The organism is Mesorhizobium sp. CNPSo 4688, from assembly GCF_057784295.1.
This window is the reverse complement of the sequence record NZ_JBWLUY010000010.1, coordinates 206,300-224,535: the sequence shown is the minus strand read 5'-3', so window position 1 is coordinate 224,535 and position 18,236 is coordinate 206,300. Positions and strand designations below refer to the sequence as shown.

12 protein-coding genes are annotated in these 18,236 nt (G+C 63.5%); 11 read left to right on the top strand and 1 reads right to left on the bottom strand.

All coding sequences use genetic code 11. The features are described 5' to 3' along the window. Nucleotides 1–337 precede the first annotated feature (337 nt). The 7 genes from AC04SH_RS20815 to phoB all read left to right on the top strand — a co-directional run bounded on the left by AC04SH_RS20815 (nucleotide 338) and on the right by phoB (nucleotide 11,548). Nucleotides 338–4,861 carry a PAS domain-containing protein gene (locus tag AC04SH_RS20815; RefSeq protein ID WP_488576535.1) on the top strand — a complete coding sequence of 1,508 codons (4,524 nt, stop codon included), beginning with the start codon at nucleotides 338–340 and terminating at the stop codon, nucleotides 4,859–4,861. Nucleotides 4,862–5,356: 495 nt separating this feature from the next. After that, nucleotides 5,357–6,385: a substrate-binding domain-containing protein gene (locus AC04SH_RS20810; RefSeq protein WP_488576454.1), complete on the top strand. Its 1,029-nt coding sequence runs from the start codon at nucleotides 5,357–5,359 to the stop codon at nucleotides 6,383–6,385. Nucleotides 6,386–6,480: 95 nt separating this feature from the next. Further along, the gene (pstC, locus tag AC04SH_RS20805) at nucleotides 6,481–7,941 is read left to right on the top strand and encodes a phosphate ABC transporter permease subunit PstC (RefSeq protein ID WP_488576453.1); all 1,461 of its coding nucleotides are present in this window, start codon (nucleotides 6,481–6,483) and stop codon (nucleotides 7,939–7,941) included. Beyond that, nucleotides 7,938–9,254, top strand: coding sequence for a phosphate ABC transporter permease PstA (gene pstA, locus AC04SH_RS20800; RefSeq protein WP_192259345.1), 1,317 nt, complete (start codon nucleotides 7,938–7,940; stop codon nucleotides 9,252–9,254). The genes pstC and pstA overlap by 4 nt, the downstream gene beginning before the upstream one ends. A gap of 17 nt (nucleotides 9,255–9,271) precedes the next feature. Further along, nucleotides 9,272–10,096: a phosphate ABC transporter ATP-binding protein PstB gene (gene pstB, locus AC04SH_RS20795; RefSeq protein ID WP_112559514.1), complete on the top strand. Its 825-nt coding sequence runs from the start codon at nucleotides 9,272–9,274 to the stop codon at nucleotides 10,094–10,096. Between the two features lie 41 nt (nucleotides 10,097–10,137). Continuing rightward, the gene (gene phoU, locus AC04SH_RS20790) at nucleotides 10,138–10,842 is read left to right on the top strand and encodes a phosphate signaling complex protein PhoU (protein WP_112559513.1); all 705 of its coding nucleotides are present in this window, start codon (nucleotides 10,138–10,140) and stop codon (nucleotides 10,840–10,842) included. Between the two features lie 16 nt (nucleotides 10,843–10,858). Then, nucleotides 10,859–11,548, top strand: coding sequence for a phosphate regulon transcriptional regulator PhoB (gene phoB, locus AC04SH_RS20785; protein ID WP_010911896.1), 690 nt, complete (start codon nucleotides 10,859–10,861; stop codon nucleotides 11,546–11,548). 24 nt (nucleotides 11,549–11,572) lie between these two features. On the opposite strand, the gene AC04SH_RS20780 is transcribed toward phoB, so the two are convergent. Next, the gene (locus AC04SH_RS20780) at nucleotides 11,573–12,808 is read right to left on the bottom strand and encodes an ROK family protein (RefSeq protein ID WP_488576452.1); all 1,236 of its coding nucleotides are present in this window, start codon (nucleotides 12,806–12,808) and stop codon (nucleotides 11,573–11,575) included. Nucleotides 12,809–13,080: 272 nt separating this feature from the next. On the opposite strand from AC04SH_RS20780, the gene xylF reads away from it, so the two are divergent. The 4 genes from xylF to AC04SH_RS20760 all read left to right on the top strand — a co-directional run bounded on the left by xylF (nucleotide 13,081) and on the right by AC04SH_RS20760 (nucleotide 18,222). Beyond that, on the top strand, nucleotides 13,081–14,121 hold the full coding sequence (gene xylF / locus AC04SH_RS20775; protein ID WP_477235814.1) for a D-xylose ABC transporter substrate-binding protein: 1,041 nt from the start codon (nucleotides 13,081–13,083) through the stop codon (nucleotides 14,119–14,121). A 150-nt stretch (nucleotides 14,122–14,271) separates the two neighbouring features. Continuing rightward, entirely contained in the window at nucleotides 14,272–15,603 is a 1,332-nt protein-coding gene (locus tag AC04SH_RS20770) for a sugar ABC transporter permease (protein WP_488576451.1), read from the top strand. Between the two features lie 13 nt (nucleotides 15,604–15,616). Further along, the gene (locus AC04SH_RS20765) at nucleotides 15,617–16,414 is read left to right on the top strand and encodes an ATP-binding cassette domain-containing protein (RefSeq protein WP_488576450.1); all 798 of its coding nucleotides are present in this window, start codon (nucleotides 15,617–15,619) and stop codon (nucleotides 16,412–16,414) included. A gap of 161 nt (nucleotides 16,415–16,575) precedes the next feature. Continuing rightward, the gene (locus AC04SH_RS20760; RefSeq protein WP_488576449.1) at nucleotides 16,576–18,222 is read left to right on the top strand and encodes a CHASE domain-containing protein; all 1,647 of its coding nucleotides are present in this window, start codon (nucleotides 16,576–16,578) and stop codon (nucleotides 18,220–18,222) included. The last annotated feature ends 14 nt before the right edge of the window (nucleotides 18,223–18,236 follow it).

Below are 18,236 nucleotides of genomic sequence, written 5' to 3'. Positions count from 1 at the left end.
TGGTTGGAGTTTGGATGCGTTATGGTTAGCGGATCATTAATGCTTCTCGGGCACATTTCGCCGGCGAACCGCTGAGGGGTTCGGCCTTGGCTTTCGGGGTGGGAACGGAATGGCTGACGGGACTGTTGGAACACGCGGCGGGCGCGGTTCCCGAGAGGGGGCTGTGAACGGCGAGGATACGTCCGTCGGGGGTTCACCCGAAGCGCCGCATGAGCCGGTCGAGGCCGGTTTGCATGGCGAGGACGATTCCGCCGGGGCTTCGCCCGAAGCGCTGCGCGAGCTGTTCGAGGCCGCTTTGCGTGGCGAGGACACTCCTGGCGAGGATTCGCCCGAAGCGCTGCGCCGGCTGGTCGAGATTGCTTTGTGTGGCGAGAACGCGTCCGCCGGGGCTTCACCCGAAGCGCTGCGCGAACTGGTCGAGGCCGGTGCTGACTGGGTCTGGGAAACCGACGCGGAACTGCGCTTTTCCTGGCTTTCGGAAAATTACCAGGCCGCCACTGGCATCGATCCCGCCACCATTCTTGGTCGCTTCCGCTTCGATTTCCTCAAGCAGATGGTGCATGGCAATCGACACGCCGCCGCACATCTGGAGGATCTGCAGGCGCATCGGCCATTTCGCGACTTCGTCTATGAATTGAAGGGCGGCCGCCCCGGCTGCCGCTGGGTTTCGATCACCGGCTCGCCCCGTTTCGACAGCGAGGGCGAGTTTACCGGCTATCGCGGCATTGGCCGCAACGTCACGGCGCTGGCCGGTGCGCTGGACGACCTTCGGCAGGTGCCGCCGGCCGCAGACGAGAGCACGCAGCATCTTGCCGATCTCGAGCGGACGATGGATGCCATGCATATGGGCGTCGTGCTGCTCGACGCCAAACTCGACACGCTGATCGTCAACAAGGCCTATCGCGACCTCTCGAGGATTCCCGACGGCGCCGTCACTGTCGGCGCGCCGTTCAGCCTCCTGATGGAGCTCAACCGCCGCAACGGCATCTATGGCGATCTCGACGAACAGCAGTGGCAGCATTACCTCGCCACCCGTATCGAGGAGATCCGCGCCGGCTCGGTTGCGCCACGCGAGTTCACCCATGCCAATGGCCGCACCATGATGTTCTCGGTGACGGCGCTGTCCGGCGGCAAGCGGCTCCTGACCTATTACGACATCACCGAGCTGATGCTTCGCGACGCCGCGATCGAAAGCGCCAACGCCAGGACTGCCGAGACCTTCGCCAATCTGCGCACGATGGTCGATCAGATGCCGATCGGCGTGCTTGTCCTCGATGCGGACATGCGCACGGAGGTGATCAACCGCGCCTTCTATGATTTCTGGGAAATCGATCCCCGACACGCCGGGATCGGCTGCGGCTTCCGCGAGCTGATGCAGGCCAGCCGCGATATGGACCCCTACGGCGCCGACGACGCCGAATGGCAGCGCCACATCGCCGAGCGCGAAGCAGAAATCTCGGCCGGCGTGGTGGGCTCCAGACAATTGCCGCGCAATGACGGCCGTACGCTGATTGCATCGCTGGCGCCGCTCGCCGGCGGCAAAAGGCTGATCTCCTATGTCGACGTCACCGACATGAAGGACCGCGAGGCGGAGCTTGCCGAGGCGCTGGAAAAATCGCGGCTGGCCGAGGCGGTGATCAACGCCGTCGAGGACCCGATCTTCGTCAAGGACGACAATCTGCGCTTCGTCTTCGTCAACGAGGCGTTCTCGGCCCTGTTCGGGCAGACGCCGCAAGCGATGCTGGGCAGGCCTGGCGGCGACTTCATGCCGGGGAAGGATGCCGCACTGTTCGAAGACAGCGAACGCGCCGTGCTGGCGACCGGCACGCCTTACGAGATCGAGGAGAATTTCGAGGTCGAGGGCGCCAGGCGTTCGCGCATCGTGCGCAAGAACCGCGTCGGCATGCCAAGTGGCCGCAACTATGTCGCCGGTTTCCTGTTCGACATCTCCGACATGAAGCGCCGCGAGACGGAAGCCGAGGACGCGCGCAAGAACCTTGCCACGGTGCTGGAATCACTGCCCGCCGCCGTCATCATCTACGACCGCGACGACAAGTTCGTCTTCGCCAACCGCAAGCTGCAGGACACCCTGCCGGCGCTGGTGCCGGCATGGCAGCCCGGCAGCAGCTTCCGCGACGCGCTGGAACTGGGACACTCGGTCGGCTATTTCCGATCGAGCGGCGATCCCGAGGTCGACAGACTCTATGACGGCGACCGCGAGGTCTGGCTCAATGCCATCCTCGCCCGCTATCACTTGCCGAACACCTCCTACGAGCGCCTCAATCCGGACGGCCGCTGGTACCAGGTCTACGACATGCGGACCGAGGACGGTACGTTCATCGGTGTGCGCGTCGACATTTCGGAGATCAAAAGCCGCGAAAAGGCGCTGCAGGAAAGCATGCGTCAGATCGACCTGTTCCGTCACGTCATGGACGAATTGCCGGTCGCCGCCTTCATCAAGGCGCAGGATCTGAGCATGGAATTCGTCAACAAGGCCTGGTGCGCGCTGACCGGCATCCCCAAGGAGGAGGTTATCGGCCGGACCGATCTCCAGCTTTTCAACATCGACGACGCCGAAACCTACACCCATGACGACACCGAGGTCGTCGTCACCGGCCGCGGTCGCGAGATCGAGGAGCCCGTTACCCATCGCGACGGCACGGTGCGGCAATTGATGACGCGCAAGAGCCGGCTGGTGGCGCTCGACGGGTCTGTGCATCTGGTCGGCTCCAGCACCGACATTACCGAGGTCAAGGCGCGTGAGCAGGCGCTGGAAGAAAGCATGCGCGAGAACGAGGTGTTCCGCAGTCTCATCGACAACGTACCGGTGTCGATCTACGCCAAGCGCTCGGATCTTCGCCAGTTTTACGTCAACAAGGGCTGGTGCGACCTGACAGGCCTGAGCAAGGAGGAGGCGATCGGCAAGACCGACGTCGAGATTTTCGGCTCGGACGGCGAGGCCTTCGTCGCCGGCGATCTGGCCGTGCTGCGCACCGGCGAGACCCAGGAGATCGAGGAGACGGTGACGCTTGCCGACGGCAAGGTGCGCCATCAGTTCGCGCGCAAGGGCGCGATGATCGCCTCCGACGGTTCGCTCTATCTCATCGGATCGACCACCGACATCACCGAGTTGAAGATGCGCGAGGCCGAATTGCGTGAGGCGCGCCAGCGCGCCGTCCTCGCCGACCGCGCCAAGTCGGAATTCCTGGCCAATATGAGCCACGAGATCCGCACGCCGATGAACGGCGTGCTCGGCATGGCCGAGCTGCTCGCCAAATCCGACCTCGACCCCAAGCAGAAGACGTTCACCGACATCATCGTCAAGTCGGGCAACGCGCTTTTGACCATCATCAACGACATCCTCGATTTCTCCAAGATCGATGCCGGCCAGCTCGTGCTCGACCCGGCGCCGTTCAACCTGCCCGAGGCGATCGAGGATGTGGCGACATTGGTGTCGACACGCGCCAAGGAGAAGGATCTCGAACTGATCGTGCGCGTCGAGCCGGGCCTGGAAAGCCAGTTCATCGGCGATGTCGGCCGCTTCAGGCAGATCGTCACCAATCTGCTCGGCAATGCGGTGAAGTTCACCGACGAAGGCCATGTGCTGGTCGATGTCACGGGGACAAGGGTTGCGGCCGGAACCAGGCTCACCATCTCGGTCACCGACACCGGCATCGGCATTCCGGAGGACAAGCTGAAGGCTGTCTTCGAAAAGTTCAATCAGGTCGATACCTCGTCGACCAGGCGCCACGAAGGCACCGGCCTCGGCCTTGCCATCACCTCGCGGCTGGTCGAGCTGATGGGCGGCGAGATCGGCGTCGAGAGCGCCGAGGGCAAGGGCTCGACCTTCTGGTTCACCGTCACGCTGCCGAGGGCCGGCCAGCAGACGGGGCAGCGTATCATGCCCGTCGACGTCACCGGCGCGCGGGTGCTGATCGTCGACGATAACGCCGTCAACCGCTCGATCCTGACCGAGCAGATGGTGTCGTGGACGTTCGATTCCTGCGCCGCCGAAAGCGGTGCCGAAGGGCTGAAGGTGCTGGTCGCCGCGGCTGCCTATGGCGTGCCTGTCGACTGCGTCGTCCTCGACTACCAGATGCCGGGGATGAGCGGCGCCGAAATGGCGCGCATCGTGCGCAACACCGCAGGGCTGGCCGACACACCGATCATCATGCTGACCTCGGTCGACCAGTCGCTCGCCAACACCAGCTACCGCGACCTCGGCATCGACGCGCAGCTGATCAAGCCTGCGCGCTCCTCGGTGTTGCTGGAGACGCTGGTCGCGACCATCCAGCGCCATCGCCACGGCACGACAGGTCAGGCGCCGGAAGCCGCAAGCGGCGGTTCCGGCGAAGCGATGGTACAGCGGGTGTCGGCGCCGCCGGCACGCGCCGCGTCCGAGCGGGCGCAGTTGCATCCGCCGCCAGTGCGCGCCCGCGCCCGGGCCGGCGGCAACGAACGCGGGCTCGATATCCTCGTTGCCGAGGACAATGAGGTGAACCAGATGGTGTTCACGCAGATCCTCGGTGAAACCGGCTACAGTTTCGAGATCGTCGGCAACGGCCGCAAGGCGCTCGACGCTTTCGGCCGGCTCAATCCGCGCATGATCTTGATGGATGTCTCGATGCCGGAGATGAACGGGCTCGAAGCCACGGCCGCGATTCGCCGGCTGGAGCAAGAGAGCGGCACGCATATCCCGATCGTCGGCGTCACCGCGCATGCCTTGAAGGGCGATCGCGAGCGCTGCCTTGAAGCCGGCATGGACGACTATCTGCCCAAGCCGATCAGTCCCAAGGCGCTGCTCGAAAAGGTCGAGCGCTGGGCCGGCATCGCGAGCGAAGCCCAGCGAGACGCCGGCTAGCTGATGTCAGCGCCGGGATTCGGCGGTGCCGCGACGTCCAGGGATATGGTGCGATCGCACCATATCAAAGCTTGCGCCCAGTCGGGAAAATGGCGGCGACTCAACCGCTCATTCAGTTACGGGCGGGAGCAAGCGACCGCCGACAAAGAAACAGCGTCGAAATCTACCCCAACGGACCTGTTTTTGGCGATGGCTCGGCCAAGATACGCTCTGGCCACGGGCAACGCGCTCCCGTCCGGTTTTTCTTTCTCGGCATCGCGGCCTGCGATCCGCCGGGACAAATGCCGGCGCAAAATCCCGCAAGCTCATGATTCCAGCGGCAAACTGCGACTCTCGCGGAGAGGCCGGGCGGTTGCGGTTTTCAGTGCGTCCATCCGACGTTACCGGGCTGACACGAAACTGTCATGCGACTGTAATAATCGAAGGCTATTGGCCTCAGCGGGCGCCGGCTGAAGAGGGCGCCGAGAGACCATCTTCCGAACAGGAGCAGGCCACATGAAGAAATTCCTCGTTACGGCATCGGCCGTGGCGGTAGCGTTCGCCGCATCGTCGGGTGTCGCCGCCGCGCGCGACCAGATCCAGGTCGCCGGTTCGTCGACCGTGCTACCTTACGCCAAGATCGTCGCCGAGCAGTTCGGCGAAACCTTCACCAACTTCAAGACCCCGGTGGTCGAGTCCGGCGGCAGCGGCGCCGGCATCAAGGAATTCTGCAAGGGCGTCGGCGAAGACACTATCGACATCGCCAACTCCTCGCGTCCGATCAAGAAGGACGAACTGAAGTCCTGCGCCGACGCCGGCGTGAAGGAAGTCCAGGAAGTCCGCATCGGCTATGACGGCATAGTCTTCGCCACCGACATCAAGGGCCCGGACTGGGCGCTGGTTCCTGCCGACATCTACAAGGCGCTCGCCGCCAAGCTGGTCGTTGACGGCAAGCTGGTCGACAATCCGAACACCAAGTGGAGCCAGGTCAATCCGAAGCTCCCCGACTGGGATATCGCTGCCTACATCCCCGGTGAAAAGCACGGCACCCGCGAAGTGTTCGAGACCAAGCTTCTCGACGCCGGCTGCGACAAGGCCGCCATCAAGGCCACCGGCATTGCCGACGACAAGGAAATCAGCAAGACCTGCGTCGCCATCCGCAAGGACGGCAAGGCTGTCGACATCGACGGCGACTACACCGAGACGCTTGCCCGCATCGACTCCAACAAGACCGGCGTCGGCGTGTTCGGCCTCGCCTTCTACGAGAACAATGCCGACAAGCTGAAGGTCGCTACCGTGGAAGGCATCGTGCCTTCGACCGAGACGATCGCAACCGGCAAGTATCCGGTTTCTCGCCCGCTGTTCTTCTACGTCAAGAAGGCGCATCTCGGCGTCGTTCCCGGTCTCAAGGAATATGTCGAGTTCTTCCTTGACGACCAGATGATCGGCCCGGAAAGCCCGCTCGCCCAGTACGGCCTGGTTTCGGCTCCGGATGCCGAACGTCAGGCGCAGCGCGACGCGTTCGCTGCCGGGAAGAGCATGTAATCAACGACTGGATCAGGGCGCGGACCAAATCCGCGCCCTGATTTCGCTGCATGCCGCAACGGCGGCGGCGACCTGAATTTTCCCTGGGGTGGGTGATGTCGTCCTTGCTCGTACTCGCCATAGTCATCGCCATCGGCGTGGTCGCCTTCGTGATCGGCCGCCAGCGCGCCACGGCGCACGATACCGGCAAGGTCAAGCCGCATTCGCGCGCCCACTATCACGGCTGGTGGGCCTTTCTACTCGCCGTCCTGCCTGCCGTCCTGCTGCTCGCCGTCTGGGACATCGGCTCGTCCTTCTATCTTGACCGGCACATACACGCCGCCCTGCCTGAGCGCACTGTCGACTCCAAGGTCGCCAGCGAAGCGCTCGACGCCAGCCTGGTGAAGAGCCTCGCCAAGGGCCTGCGCCGGCTTGATGCCGGAACGCCGCTTCCCGCCACGTTCGCTGAATTGCAGCCGCTGCTCATCGCCAAGGGCGTGGCGCTGGCGACGGATACGCAGGACTATACGATCCCGATCGCGGTCGAGGCGAATGCCGTTCAGGACCGGCTTGGACTGTTCGGCGCCGTCATCACGTTGGCATTGTCGATCGCCGGCGCCTTCTACGCGATCAGGCAAATTGCGCCGCGCGCAAGGGCGCGCAACAATGTCGAGAGGCTGATGCTGTGGGGGCTGCTTGCTGCCTCGACTATCGCCATCCTGACCACGGTCGGCATCGTGCTGTCCATGTTGTTCCAGACGATCACCTTTTTCGAGAGCGTGTCGCCGATGAGCTTCTTCTTCGGCACGGTCTGGGACCCGCGTTTCTCCGCCGCGGGCTCGGCCGGCAGCCAAGGTCAGTTCGGTCTGATCCCGCTTCTGGCCGGAACGCTTTACATCGCATTCATTGCATTGCTGGTCGCGGTGCCGATCGGCCTGCTGTCGGCGGTCTACATGGCCGAATATGCATCGCCCAGGCTGCGCTCGGTGGTCAAACCGGCGCTTGAATTGCTGGCCGGTATCCCGACCATCGTCTACGGCATCTTCGCCGTCGTCACGCTGGGGCCATTCCTGCGCGACCTGTCGGCGGCGCTGACCGGTGGTTCGCCGTTCATCCAGGGCCAGAGCATCTTCACCGCCGGCCTGGTTATGGGCGTCATGCTGATCCCGGTCGTGTCATCGCTATCCGACGACATCATCACCGCGGTGCCGCGCGCCATGCGTGACGGCTCGCTTGGCCTGGGTGCGACGCGCTCGGAGACGATCAAGCGGGTGATCCTGCCGGCGGCACTTCCCGGCATCGTCGGAGCCATCCTGCTCACCGCGTCGCGCGCTATCGGCGAAACAATGATTGTCGTGCTGGCGGCGGGTGTCGCCGCCAATCTCACCATCAATCCGTTCGAGGCGATGACGACCATCACTGTCAAGATCGTCAACCAGTTGACCGGCGATCTCGAGTTCAACTCGCCGCAGACGCTGGTCGCCTTCGCGCTCGGCCTGACGTTGTTCGCGCTGACGCTGGTGATGAACATCGTCGCCCTCTACATCGTGCGCAAGTACCGGGAGCAGTACGAATGACCGACATTCCCCTGGATACGATGGCGGGTGCCGTTGCGCGTCCGCGCCGCGACATAGGCCTCAAGGCCCGTTATGCCGCCGAGCGCCGCTTCCGCATCTATGGCATGGTGGCGATCTCCATCGGCCTGGCGTTTCTGGCGATTATCCTGCTCACCATCGTCTCGAAAGGCTATACCGCCTTCTGGCAGACGACGGTGACGCTGCCGATCACTTTCGACGAGAAGGTCATCGACCCTTCCGGCAAGCGCGCCACCGATCCGAGCGTGCTGATCAAGGCAAACTATCCCAAGCTTGCCGATACGGCGCTGATGGCCAAGCTCGGCATCGACCCAAGCAACAAGCCCATGGTCATGAAGCTCAAGGGCTTCCTGTCGGAAGGCGCCCGCGTCCAGCTGCGCGACATCGTCGCCGCCGATCCGTCGGTGATCGGCACGACGCGCGACGTCAACATCCTGGCCGCGGCCAATCTCGACTCCGCCTTCAAGGGCCAGATCGACCTCAGCGTCGATGAAGCGCGCCGCAAGGTGTCCAACCAGCAGATCGACTGGATGAACAAACTCAAGGCCGACGGCGTGATGGCCGAGCATTTCAACACCGGCCTGTTCACCTATGGCGCTTCCAGCCGCCCTGAAACGTCAGGCATGGGTGTGGCGATCATCGGTTCTCTGTACATGATGATAATCGTGTTGCTGCTGGCGCTGCCGATCGGCGTCGCCGCCTCCATCTATCTGGAGGAGTTCGCCAAGAAGAACCGCTTCACCGATCTGATCGAAGTCAACATCAACAATCTGGCGGCGGTGCCGTCGATCGTCTTCGGCCTGCTCGGCCTTGCCGTGTTCATCAATTTCCTAGGCATGCCGCGTTCCGCCGCTTTCGTCGGCGGTCTGGTGCTGACCCTGATGACGCTGCCGACCATCATCATCGCGACGCGCGCCGCTCTTGCCGCGGTGCCGCCATCGATCCGTTCGGCAGCGCTCGGCCTCGGCGCCTCCAAGATGCAGATGGTGTTCCAGCACATCCTGCCGCTTGCCGCTCCCGGCATCCTGACCGGCACGATCATCGGCCTGGCGCGCGCACTTGGCGAAACAGCACCGCTGCTTCTGATCGGCATGGTTGCCTTCGTCGCCGACTATCCGAAGACGCCTTTCGATCCGTCGACCGCGCTGCCGGTGCAGATCTATCTGTGGGCGAACGAGGCCGAACGCGCTTTTGTCGAGCGTATGTCGGGCGCCATCATCATTCTGCTCGTCTTCCTCATGGCCATGAACATCACCGCGATCGTGCTTCGGCGCCGGTTCGAGCGGCGCTGGTAGAAAAAAGGCAATTTGGTATGAACATCATGACCGAACAGTCCCTTGAAAACGCAGTGGGCGACAAAATGAACGCCAAATCGAACGAAGTGATCAAGATGCGCGGCGACAAGGTCGGCGTGTTCTACGGCGAGAAGCAGGCGCTGTTCGACGTCAATCTCGACGTCCGCCAGAACCAGGTGACGGCGCTGATCGGCCCGTCCGGCTGCGGCAAGTCGACCTTCCTGCGCTGCCTCAACCGCATGAACGACACCATCGATTCGGCGCGGGTGACCGGCAAGATCACGCTCGACGAGGACGACATCTATGACAAGAACATCGACGTCGTCGAACTCAGGGCTCGCGTCGGCATGGTGTTCCAGAAGCCCAATCCGTTCCCGAAGTCGATCTACGAGAACGTTGCCTACGGCCCGCGCATCCATGGGCTGGCCAAGCGCAAGTCCGACATGGACCAGATCGTCGAGTCCAGCCTGAAGAAGGCGGCGATCTGGAACGAGGTCAAGGACCGCCTGCAGGAGCCGGGCACCGGCCTGTCCGGCGGCCAGCAGCAGCGCCTGTGCATCGCGCGCGCCATCGCGGTGTCGCCGGAAGTGATCCTGATGGACGAGCCCTGCTCGGCGCTCGATCCGATCGCCACCGCACGCGTCGAGGAACTTATCGACGAACTGCGCCAGAACTACACCATCGTCATCGTCACCCACTCGATGCAGCAGGCAGCGCGCGTGTCGCAGCGCACGGCGATGTTCCACCTCGGCTACCTGGTCGAGGAGGGCGCCACCGACAAGATGTTCACCAATCCCGACGACAAGCGCACCCAGGACTACATTACCGGCCGCTTCGGCTGAGCCGTCCAGCGGTTGAATTTTCAGGCACGAGGACCACGATCATGGGTGAACATACCGTCGCCTCCTTCGATGAAGAGTTGGGCCAGATCAGCAAGCTGATCCGCGACATGGGCGATCTGGCCGGGTCGATGGTCAGCGGCTCGACCAAAGCGTTGCTCAATTCCGACAATGCGCTGGCGCAACGTGTCGTGTCCGACGATGCCATCATGGACGCGCGCCAGCGGGAACTCGACGATCGCGCCATCACGCTCATCGCCAAGCGCCAGCCGGTGGCCAACGATCTGCGCGCCGTGGTGGGCTCGATCCGTATGGCCGGCGACCTCGAGCGCATCGGCGACCTTGCCAAGAACATCGCCAAGCGCGTCGGCACCGTCGGCCTCAGCGTCACGCCGCGCGACCTCTCGCATTCCATCGATGCAATGGCGCAGCTGGTGCTGATCCAGGTGCAAGGGGTGGTCGAGGAATATGCCGCCGCGGATGCGGCTGCGCTGGCAAAGCTCAGGAATGAGGACGAGCGCATCGACGTCAAATACACGTCGGTGTTTCGTGAACTCTTGACCTATATGATGGAAGACCCGCGCAACATCACTGCCTGCACGCATCTTCTGTTCTGCGCCAAGAATCTGGAGCGCATCGGTGATCATGTCACCAACATCGCTGAAAATGCGTATTATGTGCTGACCGGCCAGCAATTGCCCGCCAATCGCCCGAAGCAGGACGAGACGGCGATGGCCACTTCGGCCTGACAAGGGTGAACTGCTGATGATCGCGCCACGCATCATGGTCGTGGAGGACGAGGAGCCGCTGGGCGTGCTTCTCCGCTACAACCTCGAATCCGAAGGCTACCAGGTCGAGGTGGTGACGCGCGGCGACGAGGCCGAAATCCGGCTGCAGGAAAACGTTCCCGATCTGCTGGTGCTCGACTGGATGGTGCCGGCGGTGTCCGGCATCGAGCTCTGTCGCCGGCTGCGCATGCGGCCCGAGACCGAACGGCTGCCAATCATCATGCTGACCGCGCGCGGCGAGGAGAGCGACCGTGTGCGTGGCCTGTCCACCGGCGCCGACGACTATCTGGTCAAGCCGTTTTCCACGCCGGAATTCATGGCGCGCGTGAAAGCGCTGCTGCGCCGCGCAAAGCCGGAAGTGCTGTCCAGCGTGCTCAAGGTCGGCGACATCGTGCTCGATCGTGAATCGCACCGCGTTTACCGCAAGAAGAGCGAAATCAGGCTCGGACCGACCGAGTTCCGCCTGCTCGAATTCATGATGCGCCATCCCGGCCGCGTGTTCTCGCGCAGCCAGCTGCTCGACAATGTCTGGGGCGAGACGATCTATATCGACGAGCGCACCGTCGACGTGCATGTCGGGCGCCTGCGCAAGGCGGTCAACAATGGCCGCATGCCGGATGTGATCCGCACCATTCGCGGCGCCGGCTACGCTATCCGGGAAGATTAGGCACGCCGCACTGTTGCCGGCCTTTCAGGCGACATGCTTGCCCGCTTTCGCCTGAATGCCCGGTGCGAAAATCTCCTGGTCGACGAAGCCGAGCGCGCGCATGGCGCAGCCTTCGCGGATCAGCGGCAGTTCGTTGGGCTCGGTGTCGAAGGAAATCGATTTCGAGTGCTGGCCGCCGGCGGTCTGGGCAATCGCCTCGCGCAATGCCGGTTCGATCAGATCGAACGCGGCGGCGCTGACTCCGACCATGGCGACAGGTGCTGGATCGATCAGCGCGAACAGGCTGCCGAGGCCGAAGCCAAGCGCCTCGCCGGCCTTGCGGTAGGCTTCGCGCTCGGGGCCATCGGTCTCGCGGGCACGTGTGGCGAGCGCCCGCATGTCGGCGTCGCCGACATCGACCGGTTCGGCATCCTCGCTCATCATTTTGGCGCTGCGCCAGATGGCGTAGTTGCCGGCATAGGCCTCGACGCAGCCGCGCCGCCCGCAACGGCACAGCGCGCCGCCGGGCCGGTGGATCATGTGGCCGAACTCGCCGCCCGAGGAATGGGTGCCGGTGAACAATTCGCCCTTCAGCACCAGCCCCATGCCGATGCCGTGCGAGAGCAGGATAGCGATGAAATTGTCGCGGTAGCGCTCAGGCTGGCGCCATTGCAGCGCCACTGCCATCATGTTGCAATCGTTTTCCATGGTGGCCGGAATACCGAACTCCGCTTCCAGTATGTCGGCGAAGGCAATGTCGGTCAGCGGCGTGATCGGCGACCACAGCATGGCGCGCGCCTGCGAATCGGTGATGCCCTGGATGCCCATGGCAATGCGGGCAATGCTCTGAACATCGAGGTCGGGATCCTCGAGCCGCCGCCGCACGATTGCCGTGCATTCGCCGATCAGCTCGTCGCGCGGCATAGTCAGCGTATCCAGCCGGCGCTGCTCCTCGGCGACCACCTGGCCGGCATAGTCGATGACGGTGACGGAAAGGAAATTCAGCGACAGCACCACGGTCATCACCGCGGCGGCTTCCGGGTTGAGCGCAAGGCCAACCTGGGGCCGGCCGCGTTTCAGCGCACCGGTCTCGCCAGGCTTGCTCTCGGCCAGGATGCCTTCTTGAATCAGATCAGACGAGATCGCCGATATGGTCGAGTGGCTGAGACCGGTGGTCGCCGCAATCTCGGTCCTCGACGGTTGGCCTGCCCGGCGCACGGCCGAAATCACCATCGCGCGGTTGCGACGGCGCAGGTCGTCGTGGCGGATTCCAACCGACATCGTTTTTGTTTTCCTCCCGGTCCTCCTCGCGCCTCATGATAGTGAAGGCGTTCGGTGGTACCAGCCAAATATTGGCAGAAGCAGGCCGCGCTGTCATTGTTTATTGCGGGTCTCGAAAAAATTCCGCGAAGCCATCAGAATCCATCAGAATCGATGTTGACAGCGCCTCGCCGATGGACCAGTATTTTTTCGAGGCTCGAAAAAATAGAGCCTCTGTGTGCCGGCCTTCGGGCCAGTTTTGTCGCGCCGCGCGCGGCGCAGGGAGGATTATCATGAACAGATTTGCAGCCGCCATGCTGGCGGGTGTCGCCATGTCGCTGACGCTGGTGTCGGTCGCGCAGGCGAAGGACAAGGTCATCGGCGTGTCGTGGTCGAACTTCCAGGAAGAGCGCTGGAAGACCGACGAAGCGGCGATGAAGGCGGCGATCGAGGCGGCCGGCGACAAGTACATTTCCGCCGACGCGCAGTCCAATCCCGGCAAGCAGTTGACCGACGTCGAGAGCCTGATCTCGCAGGGCGCCAACTCGCTGATCATCCTGGCGCAGGACGCCTCGGCCATCGGCCCGGCGGTGCAGAAGGCACTGGACGAAGGCATTCCGGTCGTCGGCTATGACCGTCTGATCGAGAACAAGGACGTCTTCTATCTGACCTTCGACAACAAGGAAGTCGGCCGCATGCAGGCCCGCGAAGTGTTCAAGGCCAAGCCGGAAGGCAACTATGTCTTCATCAAGGGCTCGGGTGCCGATCCGAATGCCGATTTCCTGTTCGCCGGCTCGATGGAAGTGCTCAAGGAAGCCATCGACTCGGGCAAGATCAAGAATGTCGGCGAGGCTTACACGGATGGCTGGCTGCCCGCCAACGCCCAGAAGAACATGGAGCAGTTCCTGACCGCCAACGACAACAAGGTCGATGCGGTGGTTGCGGCCAATGACGGCACCGCCGGCGGCGTCGTCGCGGCGCTGACGGCGCAGGGCCTGGCCGGAACGGTTCCGGTTTCGGGCCAGGACGGCGACCATGCCGCGCTGAACCGCATCGCGCTCGGTACGCAGACCGTGTCGGTGTGGAAGGACGCGCGCGAGCTCGGCAAGAACGCCGCCGAGATCGCTTCGCAGCTGGCCGACGGCAAGAAGACAAGCGACATTGCCGGCGCCAAGGACTTCACCACGCCCGGCGGCAACACCGTCAAGTCGCTGTTCCTGACCCCGGTTGCCATCACCAAGGACAACCTCAACGTCGTCATCGACGCCGGGTGGATCAAGAAGGACGAAGTCTGCGCCGGCGTCACTGCCGGCAGCGTTGCAGCCTGCAACTAAAACCGGACCGCTATCGGTTCGAAATCTCGGCGCCGCGGCCCAAAAGCCGCGGCGTTTCTCCAAGGGCTTTCCGCTTCAAATGACCACGGAAAGCAAATAGCATCCATGTTCCGGCATCCGCGCCAGACGGCAAACCGGTGGGAGGATAGCATGACCGACACGACCTCTAATCAGCCGGTCGCCAGCACTGCCGCGGACCGGGCGCGCGCATCCGAGCTCAGCGCCGTCGGGCGGTTCCTCAAGGCTACCGAACTCGACACGCGCATGCTCGGCATGGTCGGCGCCCTGCTGGTCATCTGGGTCGGCATACACATCCTGTCGGGCGGGCTTTTCCTGACGCCGCGCAATCTGTGGAACCTGTCGGTGCAGACCTCCTCGGTCGCGATCATGGCGACCGGCATGGTGCTGGTCATCGTCATGCGCAACATCGACCTTTCGGTTGGCTCCGTCGAAGGCGTGATCGGTATGATCATGGGCGTGGCGCAGGCCGAATTCCTCATTCGCGTCATCGGCTTCCAGCTTGGAAATCCATGGCTCTGGATCATCGCGCTGGCCGCCGGCGTGGCGCTTGGTCTGCTGATCGGCGCGTTCCAGGGCTTCATCATCGCCTATATGGAGGTTCCGGCTTTCATCGTGACGCTGGGCGGCCTACTGGTGTGGCGCGGTATGGCATGGCTGATTACCAGCGGGCGCACGGTCGCGCCACTCGACGCCACCTTCCAGCTGATGGGTGGCGGACCACGCGGCTCGATCGGCGCTACCGCCAGCTGGATCGTCGGCATCGTCGCCTGTGCGGCGGTTGCCTTCGCGCTGCTCAACGGCCGCTCGCAGCGCAAGCGGTTCAGCTTTCCACTGCGCCCCGTGTGGGCCGAGACCTTGCTTGGCGTGGTCGCTTGCGCGGCCATCCTCGGCGCCGTCTGGATCGCCAATTCCTATCCATGGCCGATCGGCATCGTGCGCCAGTATGCGCTGCAGAACGGCATCACCCTTCCCGAAGGCGGGCTGTTTATCGCGCATGGAATCGCCATACCGGTGCTGATGGCGGTGGCCACGGGCATCATCATGACCTTCATCACCAAGCGCACGCGTTTCGGCCGCTATGTCTTCGCCATCGGTGGCAATCCGGAAGCAGCAGAACTTGCCGGCATCAACACGCGCTGGGTGACCATGAAGGTGTTCATGATCATGGGGGTGCTGGCGGCGATCAGCGCGGCGATCTCGTCGGCCCGCCTCAACGCGTCGACCAACGCACTGGGCACGCTGGACGAGCTGCTGGTCATCGCCGCCGCCGTCATCGGCGGCACGTCGCTGGCCGGCGGCGCCGGAACGGTGATGGGCGCCATGCTCGGCGCGCTTCTGATGCAGTCGCTGCAATCCGGCATGGTGCTGCTCGGCATCGACTCGCCGCTGCAGAGCATCGTCGTTGGCGCCGTGCTGGTCATCGCCGTGTGGCTCGACACCGTCTACCGCAAGCGGGTCTAGGGGAGGAACGATCATGGAAAAAACTGCTCCCACGGGCACAGCGCTGATCGACATGCGCAACATCTCGATCGCCTTCGGCGGCATCCGCGCCGTCGACGATGCGTCCATCGATCTTTTCCCGGGCGAGGTCATGGCGCTGCTCGGCCATAACGGCGCCGGCAAGTCGACGCTGATCAAGATCCTGTCGGGCGCCTACAAGCGCGACGCGGGCCAGATATTCGTCAACGGCCAAGAGGCCTCGATCTCCAACCCCCGCGACGCCAAGAAATACGGAATCGAAACCATCTATCAGACGCTGGCGCTGGCCGACAATGTCGACGCCGCCGCCAACCTCTTCCTCGGCCGTGAGCTGATGACCGGCTGGGGTACGCTCGACGATGTCGCCATGGAAGCCGAGGCGCGCAAGGTCATGGGCCGGCTCAATCCGCGTTTCCAGCGCTTCAAGGAGCCGGTGATCAAGCTGTCGGGCGGCCAGCGCCAATCGGTGGCGATCGCGCGCGCCATCCTGTTCAACGCCCGCATCCTGATCATGGACGAACCGACGGCGGCTCTTGGTCCGCAGGAAACGGCGCAGGTCGGCGAGCTGGTCAAGCAGCTCAAGTCGGACGGCATCGGCATCTTCCTGATCAGCCACGACATCCATGACGTGTTCGAGCTTGCCGACCGCGTCTGCGTGATGAAGAACGGCCAGGTCGTCGGCACCGCGCGCACCACCGACGTCACCCAGGACGAGGTGCTCGGCATGATCATCCTCGGCAAGTGTCCGCCTGGCGCCATTCCCGGGCCGGGCGCGCTGAAGATCGCCGCCTGAGACAAGCGCCATCACCGGCGGTTATCTTCTCCGATGCGCGATCGATAAGCCGGCTAATATTTGGAACGTGATGTGCCAGCTGTCACGATGGTTTGGCCTCGCCATTGTGTTAGCGCGGTGACATGCCATAAAGGTCCTAAATCCATGGGCCGCAGCATCCTTTGAAGAAGTTTTTCCCGATCGTCGCCTTCATTGCCGTCGCGCTGATCAGCATGACGATGGCAGGCTTCGCCTACTTCGCCACCCAGGAGGCGGCACGGATCAAATTCGAGGCGACGGCCGACGATGCGCTCAACCGCATCGAAAGCCGCATCGACCTGCATCTGTCGCTGCTGCGCTCGACGCAGGCGCTGTTCGACGCCCGCAATGGTGAGATTTCGCGAAGCGAATTCAAGGCCTTCTTCAGCGCGCTCGACCTCGACAGCAATTTCGCCGGCCTGCGCGGCATAGGCTATCTGAGGTTGGCAAAAACCGGCGACGAAGCGGCGGTCGAGCGCGACATGTTGCGCGACCGTGGCGTACCCCACGCTGTCTATCCGGACACGGCACAGTCCTGGCGCACCCCCGTCGTGCTGTTCGAGCCGCTCGATCCTGCCAACGAGTCGACCATCGGCTACGACATGTTCACCGAACCGGCGCGGCGCGAAGCGATCGAAAAGGCGATGGCCGATGACGCACAGCATGCAAGCGGTCTGGTGCAACTCGGCCAAGGCACGGGCGCGGCACAGACCTTTACCGGCTTCCTGGTCTTCGTCAGGCTCAATGTCGAAACCGCGCCGGATGGCATTAACGCCTCCAGGTCGTCGACATCAGGCTTTCTCTACGCCGCTTTCCGCGCCCGCGACCTGTTCCAGACCGCGCTCAGCCGCACGCCGCTGCTGCCGGTCAACACCGAGGTCTATGACGGCAAGGTCGACGCCGGCAATCTTCTGTTCCAGTCGGAAACGCCGCCGGTTGCGAGCTTCGGCGACAGACTGTTGGTGACGCGCAAGATCATCGTCGCCGGCCGGCCGTGGACGGTGCTGTTTCGGCCGACCAGCGCTTTCTCGCAGCCGTCTTCACGCGCTATTCCGGTGATGCTCGGCCTGTTGGGGTTGCTCCTGGCGGGCGCGATCGCGCTGGTGGCGCGCTACCAGGAGCGTGCCTATGACGCCAAGTCGCTGTTGCACGAGACGACGGAAAAGAGCCTGCTCGAAAAGGATCTGATGCTGCAGGAGATGAAGCATCGGATCAAGAATTCGATTACGCGGGTGCTGGCGATCGCGCGCCAGACAGCAGCGCACGCCACCGACGTAAAGGAGTTCTCCTCTTCCTTCTCGGCCCGCCTGCAGGCAATGGCGGCGTCCCAGGACATGCTGACGCGCTCGCGGTGGCAGAAGGCCGACCTTGGCGATCTCTTGCGGATCGAGCTTGGCCAGGTGTTCGGCAAGGAGCTTCCGGAAGGAATATTGTCAGGCCCTCAGGTGCTGCTCGACGAGACGACAACGCAGGCGCTTGGGCTGACTTTCCACGAACTGGCGACGAATGCGCTGAAATATGGCGAGGCCGGCAATTCGGTCGGCGCGCTGAAGGTCGACTGGTCGTTCCAGGGGCGCGGATCCGACAGGATGCTGGTTCTGAACTGGCGCGAAGCCGGGCAGAAGCAACTCGAAGCGCCGGTCAAGACCGGCTTCGGCACTAAGCTGATCGATCTCAATGTCACGCGCGAATTGCGAGGCACGATCGCCAGAGATTTTCGCGCCGACGGGCTTACCGTGGAAATCAGGATTCCGCCGCCCGGCACAGGCAAACAAACGGAGACCGGCTAACCGGTCTCCGTCTC

What these genes read in the sequence shown, in the direction of transcription:
- AC04SH_RS20810 (WP_488576454.1), top strand. Translation starts at nt 5,357, where the DNA reads ATGAAGAAATTCCTCGTTACGGCATCGGCCGTGGCGGTAGCGTTCGCC.
- pstC (WP_488576453.1), top strand. Translation starts at nt 6,481, where the DNA reads ATGTCGTCCTTGCTCGTACTCGCCATAGTCATCGCCATCGGCGTGGTC.
- pstA (WP_192259345.1), top strand. Translation starts at nt 7,938, where the DNA reads ATGACCGACATTCCCCTGGATACGATGGCGGGTGCCGTTGCGCGTCCG.
- pstB (WP_112559514.1), top strand. Translation starts at nt 9,272, where the DNA reads ATGAACATCATGACCGAACAGTCCCTTGAAAACGCAGTGGGCGACAAA.
- phoU (WP_112559513.1), top strand. Translation starts at nt 10,138, where the DNA reads ATGGGTGAACATACCGTCGCCTCCTTCGATGAAGAGTTGGGCCAGATC.
- phoB (WP_010911896.1), top strand. Translation starts at nt 10,859, where the DNA reads ATGATCGCGCCACGCATCATGGTCGTGGAGGACGAGGAGCCGCTGGGC.
- AC04SH_RS20780 (WP_488576452.1), bottom strand. Translation starts at nt 12,808, where the DNA reads ATGTCGGTTGGAATCCGCCACGACGACCTGCGCCGTCGCAACCGCGCG.
- xylF (WP_477235814.1), top strand. Translation starts at nt 13,081, where the DNA reads ATGAACAGATTTGCAGCCGCCATGCTGGCGGGTGTCGCCATGTCGCTG.
- AC04SH_RS20770 (WP_488576451.1), top strand. Translation starts at nt 14,272, where the DNA reads ATGACCGACACGACCTCTAATCAGCCGGTCGCCAGCACTGCCGCGGAC.
- AC04SH_RS20765 (WP_488576450.1), top strand. Translation starts at nt 15,617, where the DNA reads ATGGAAAAAACTGCTCCCACGGGCACAGCGCTGATCGACATGCGCAAC.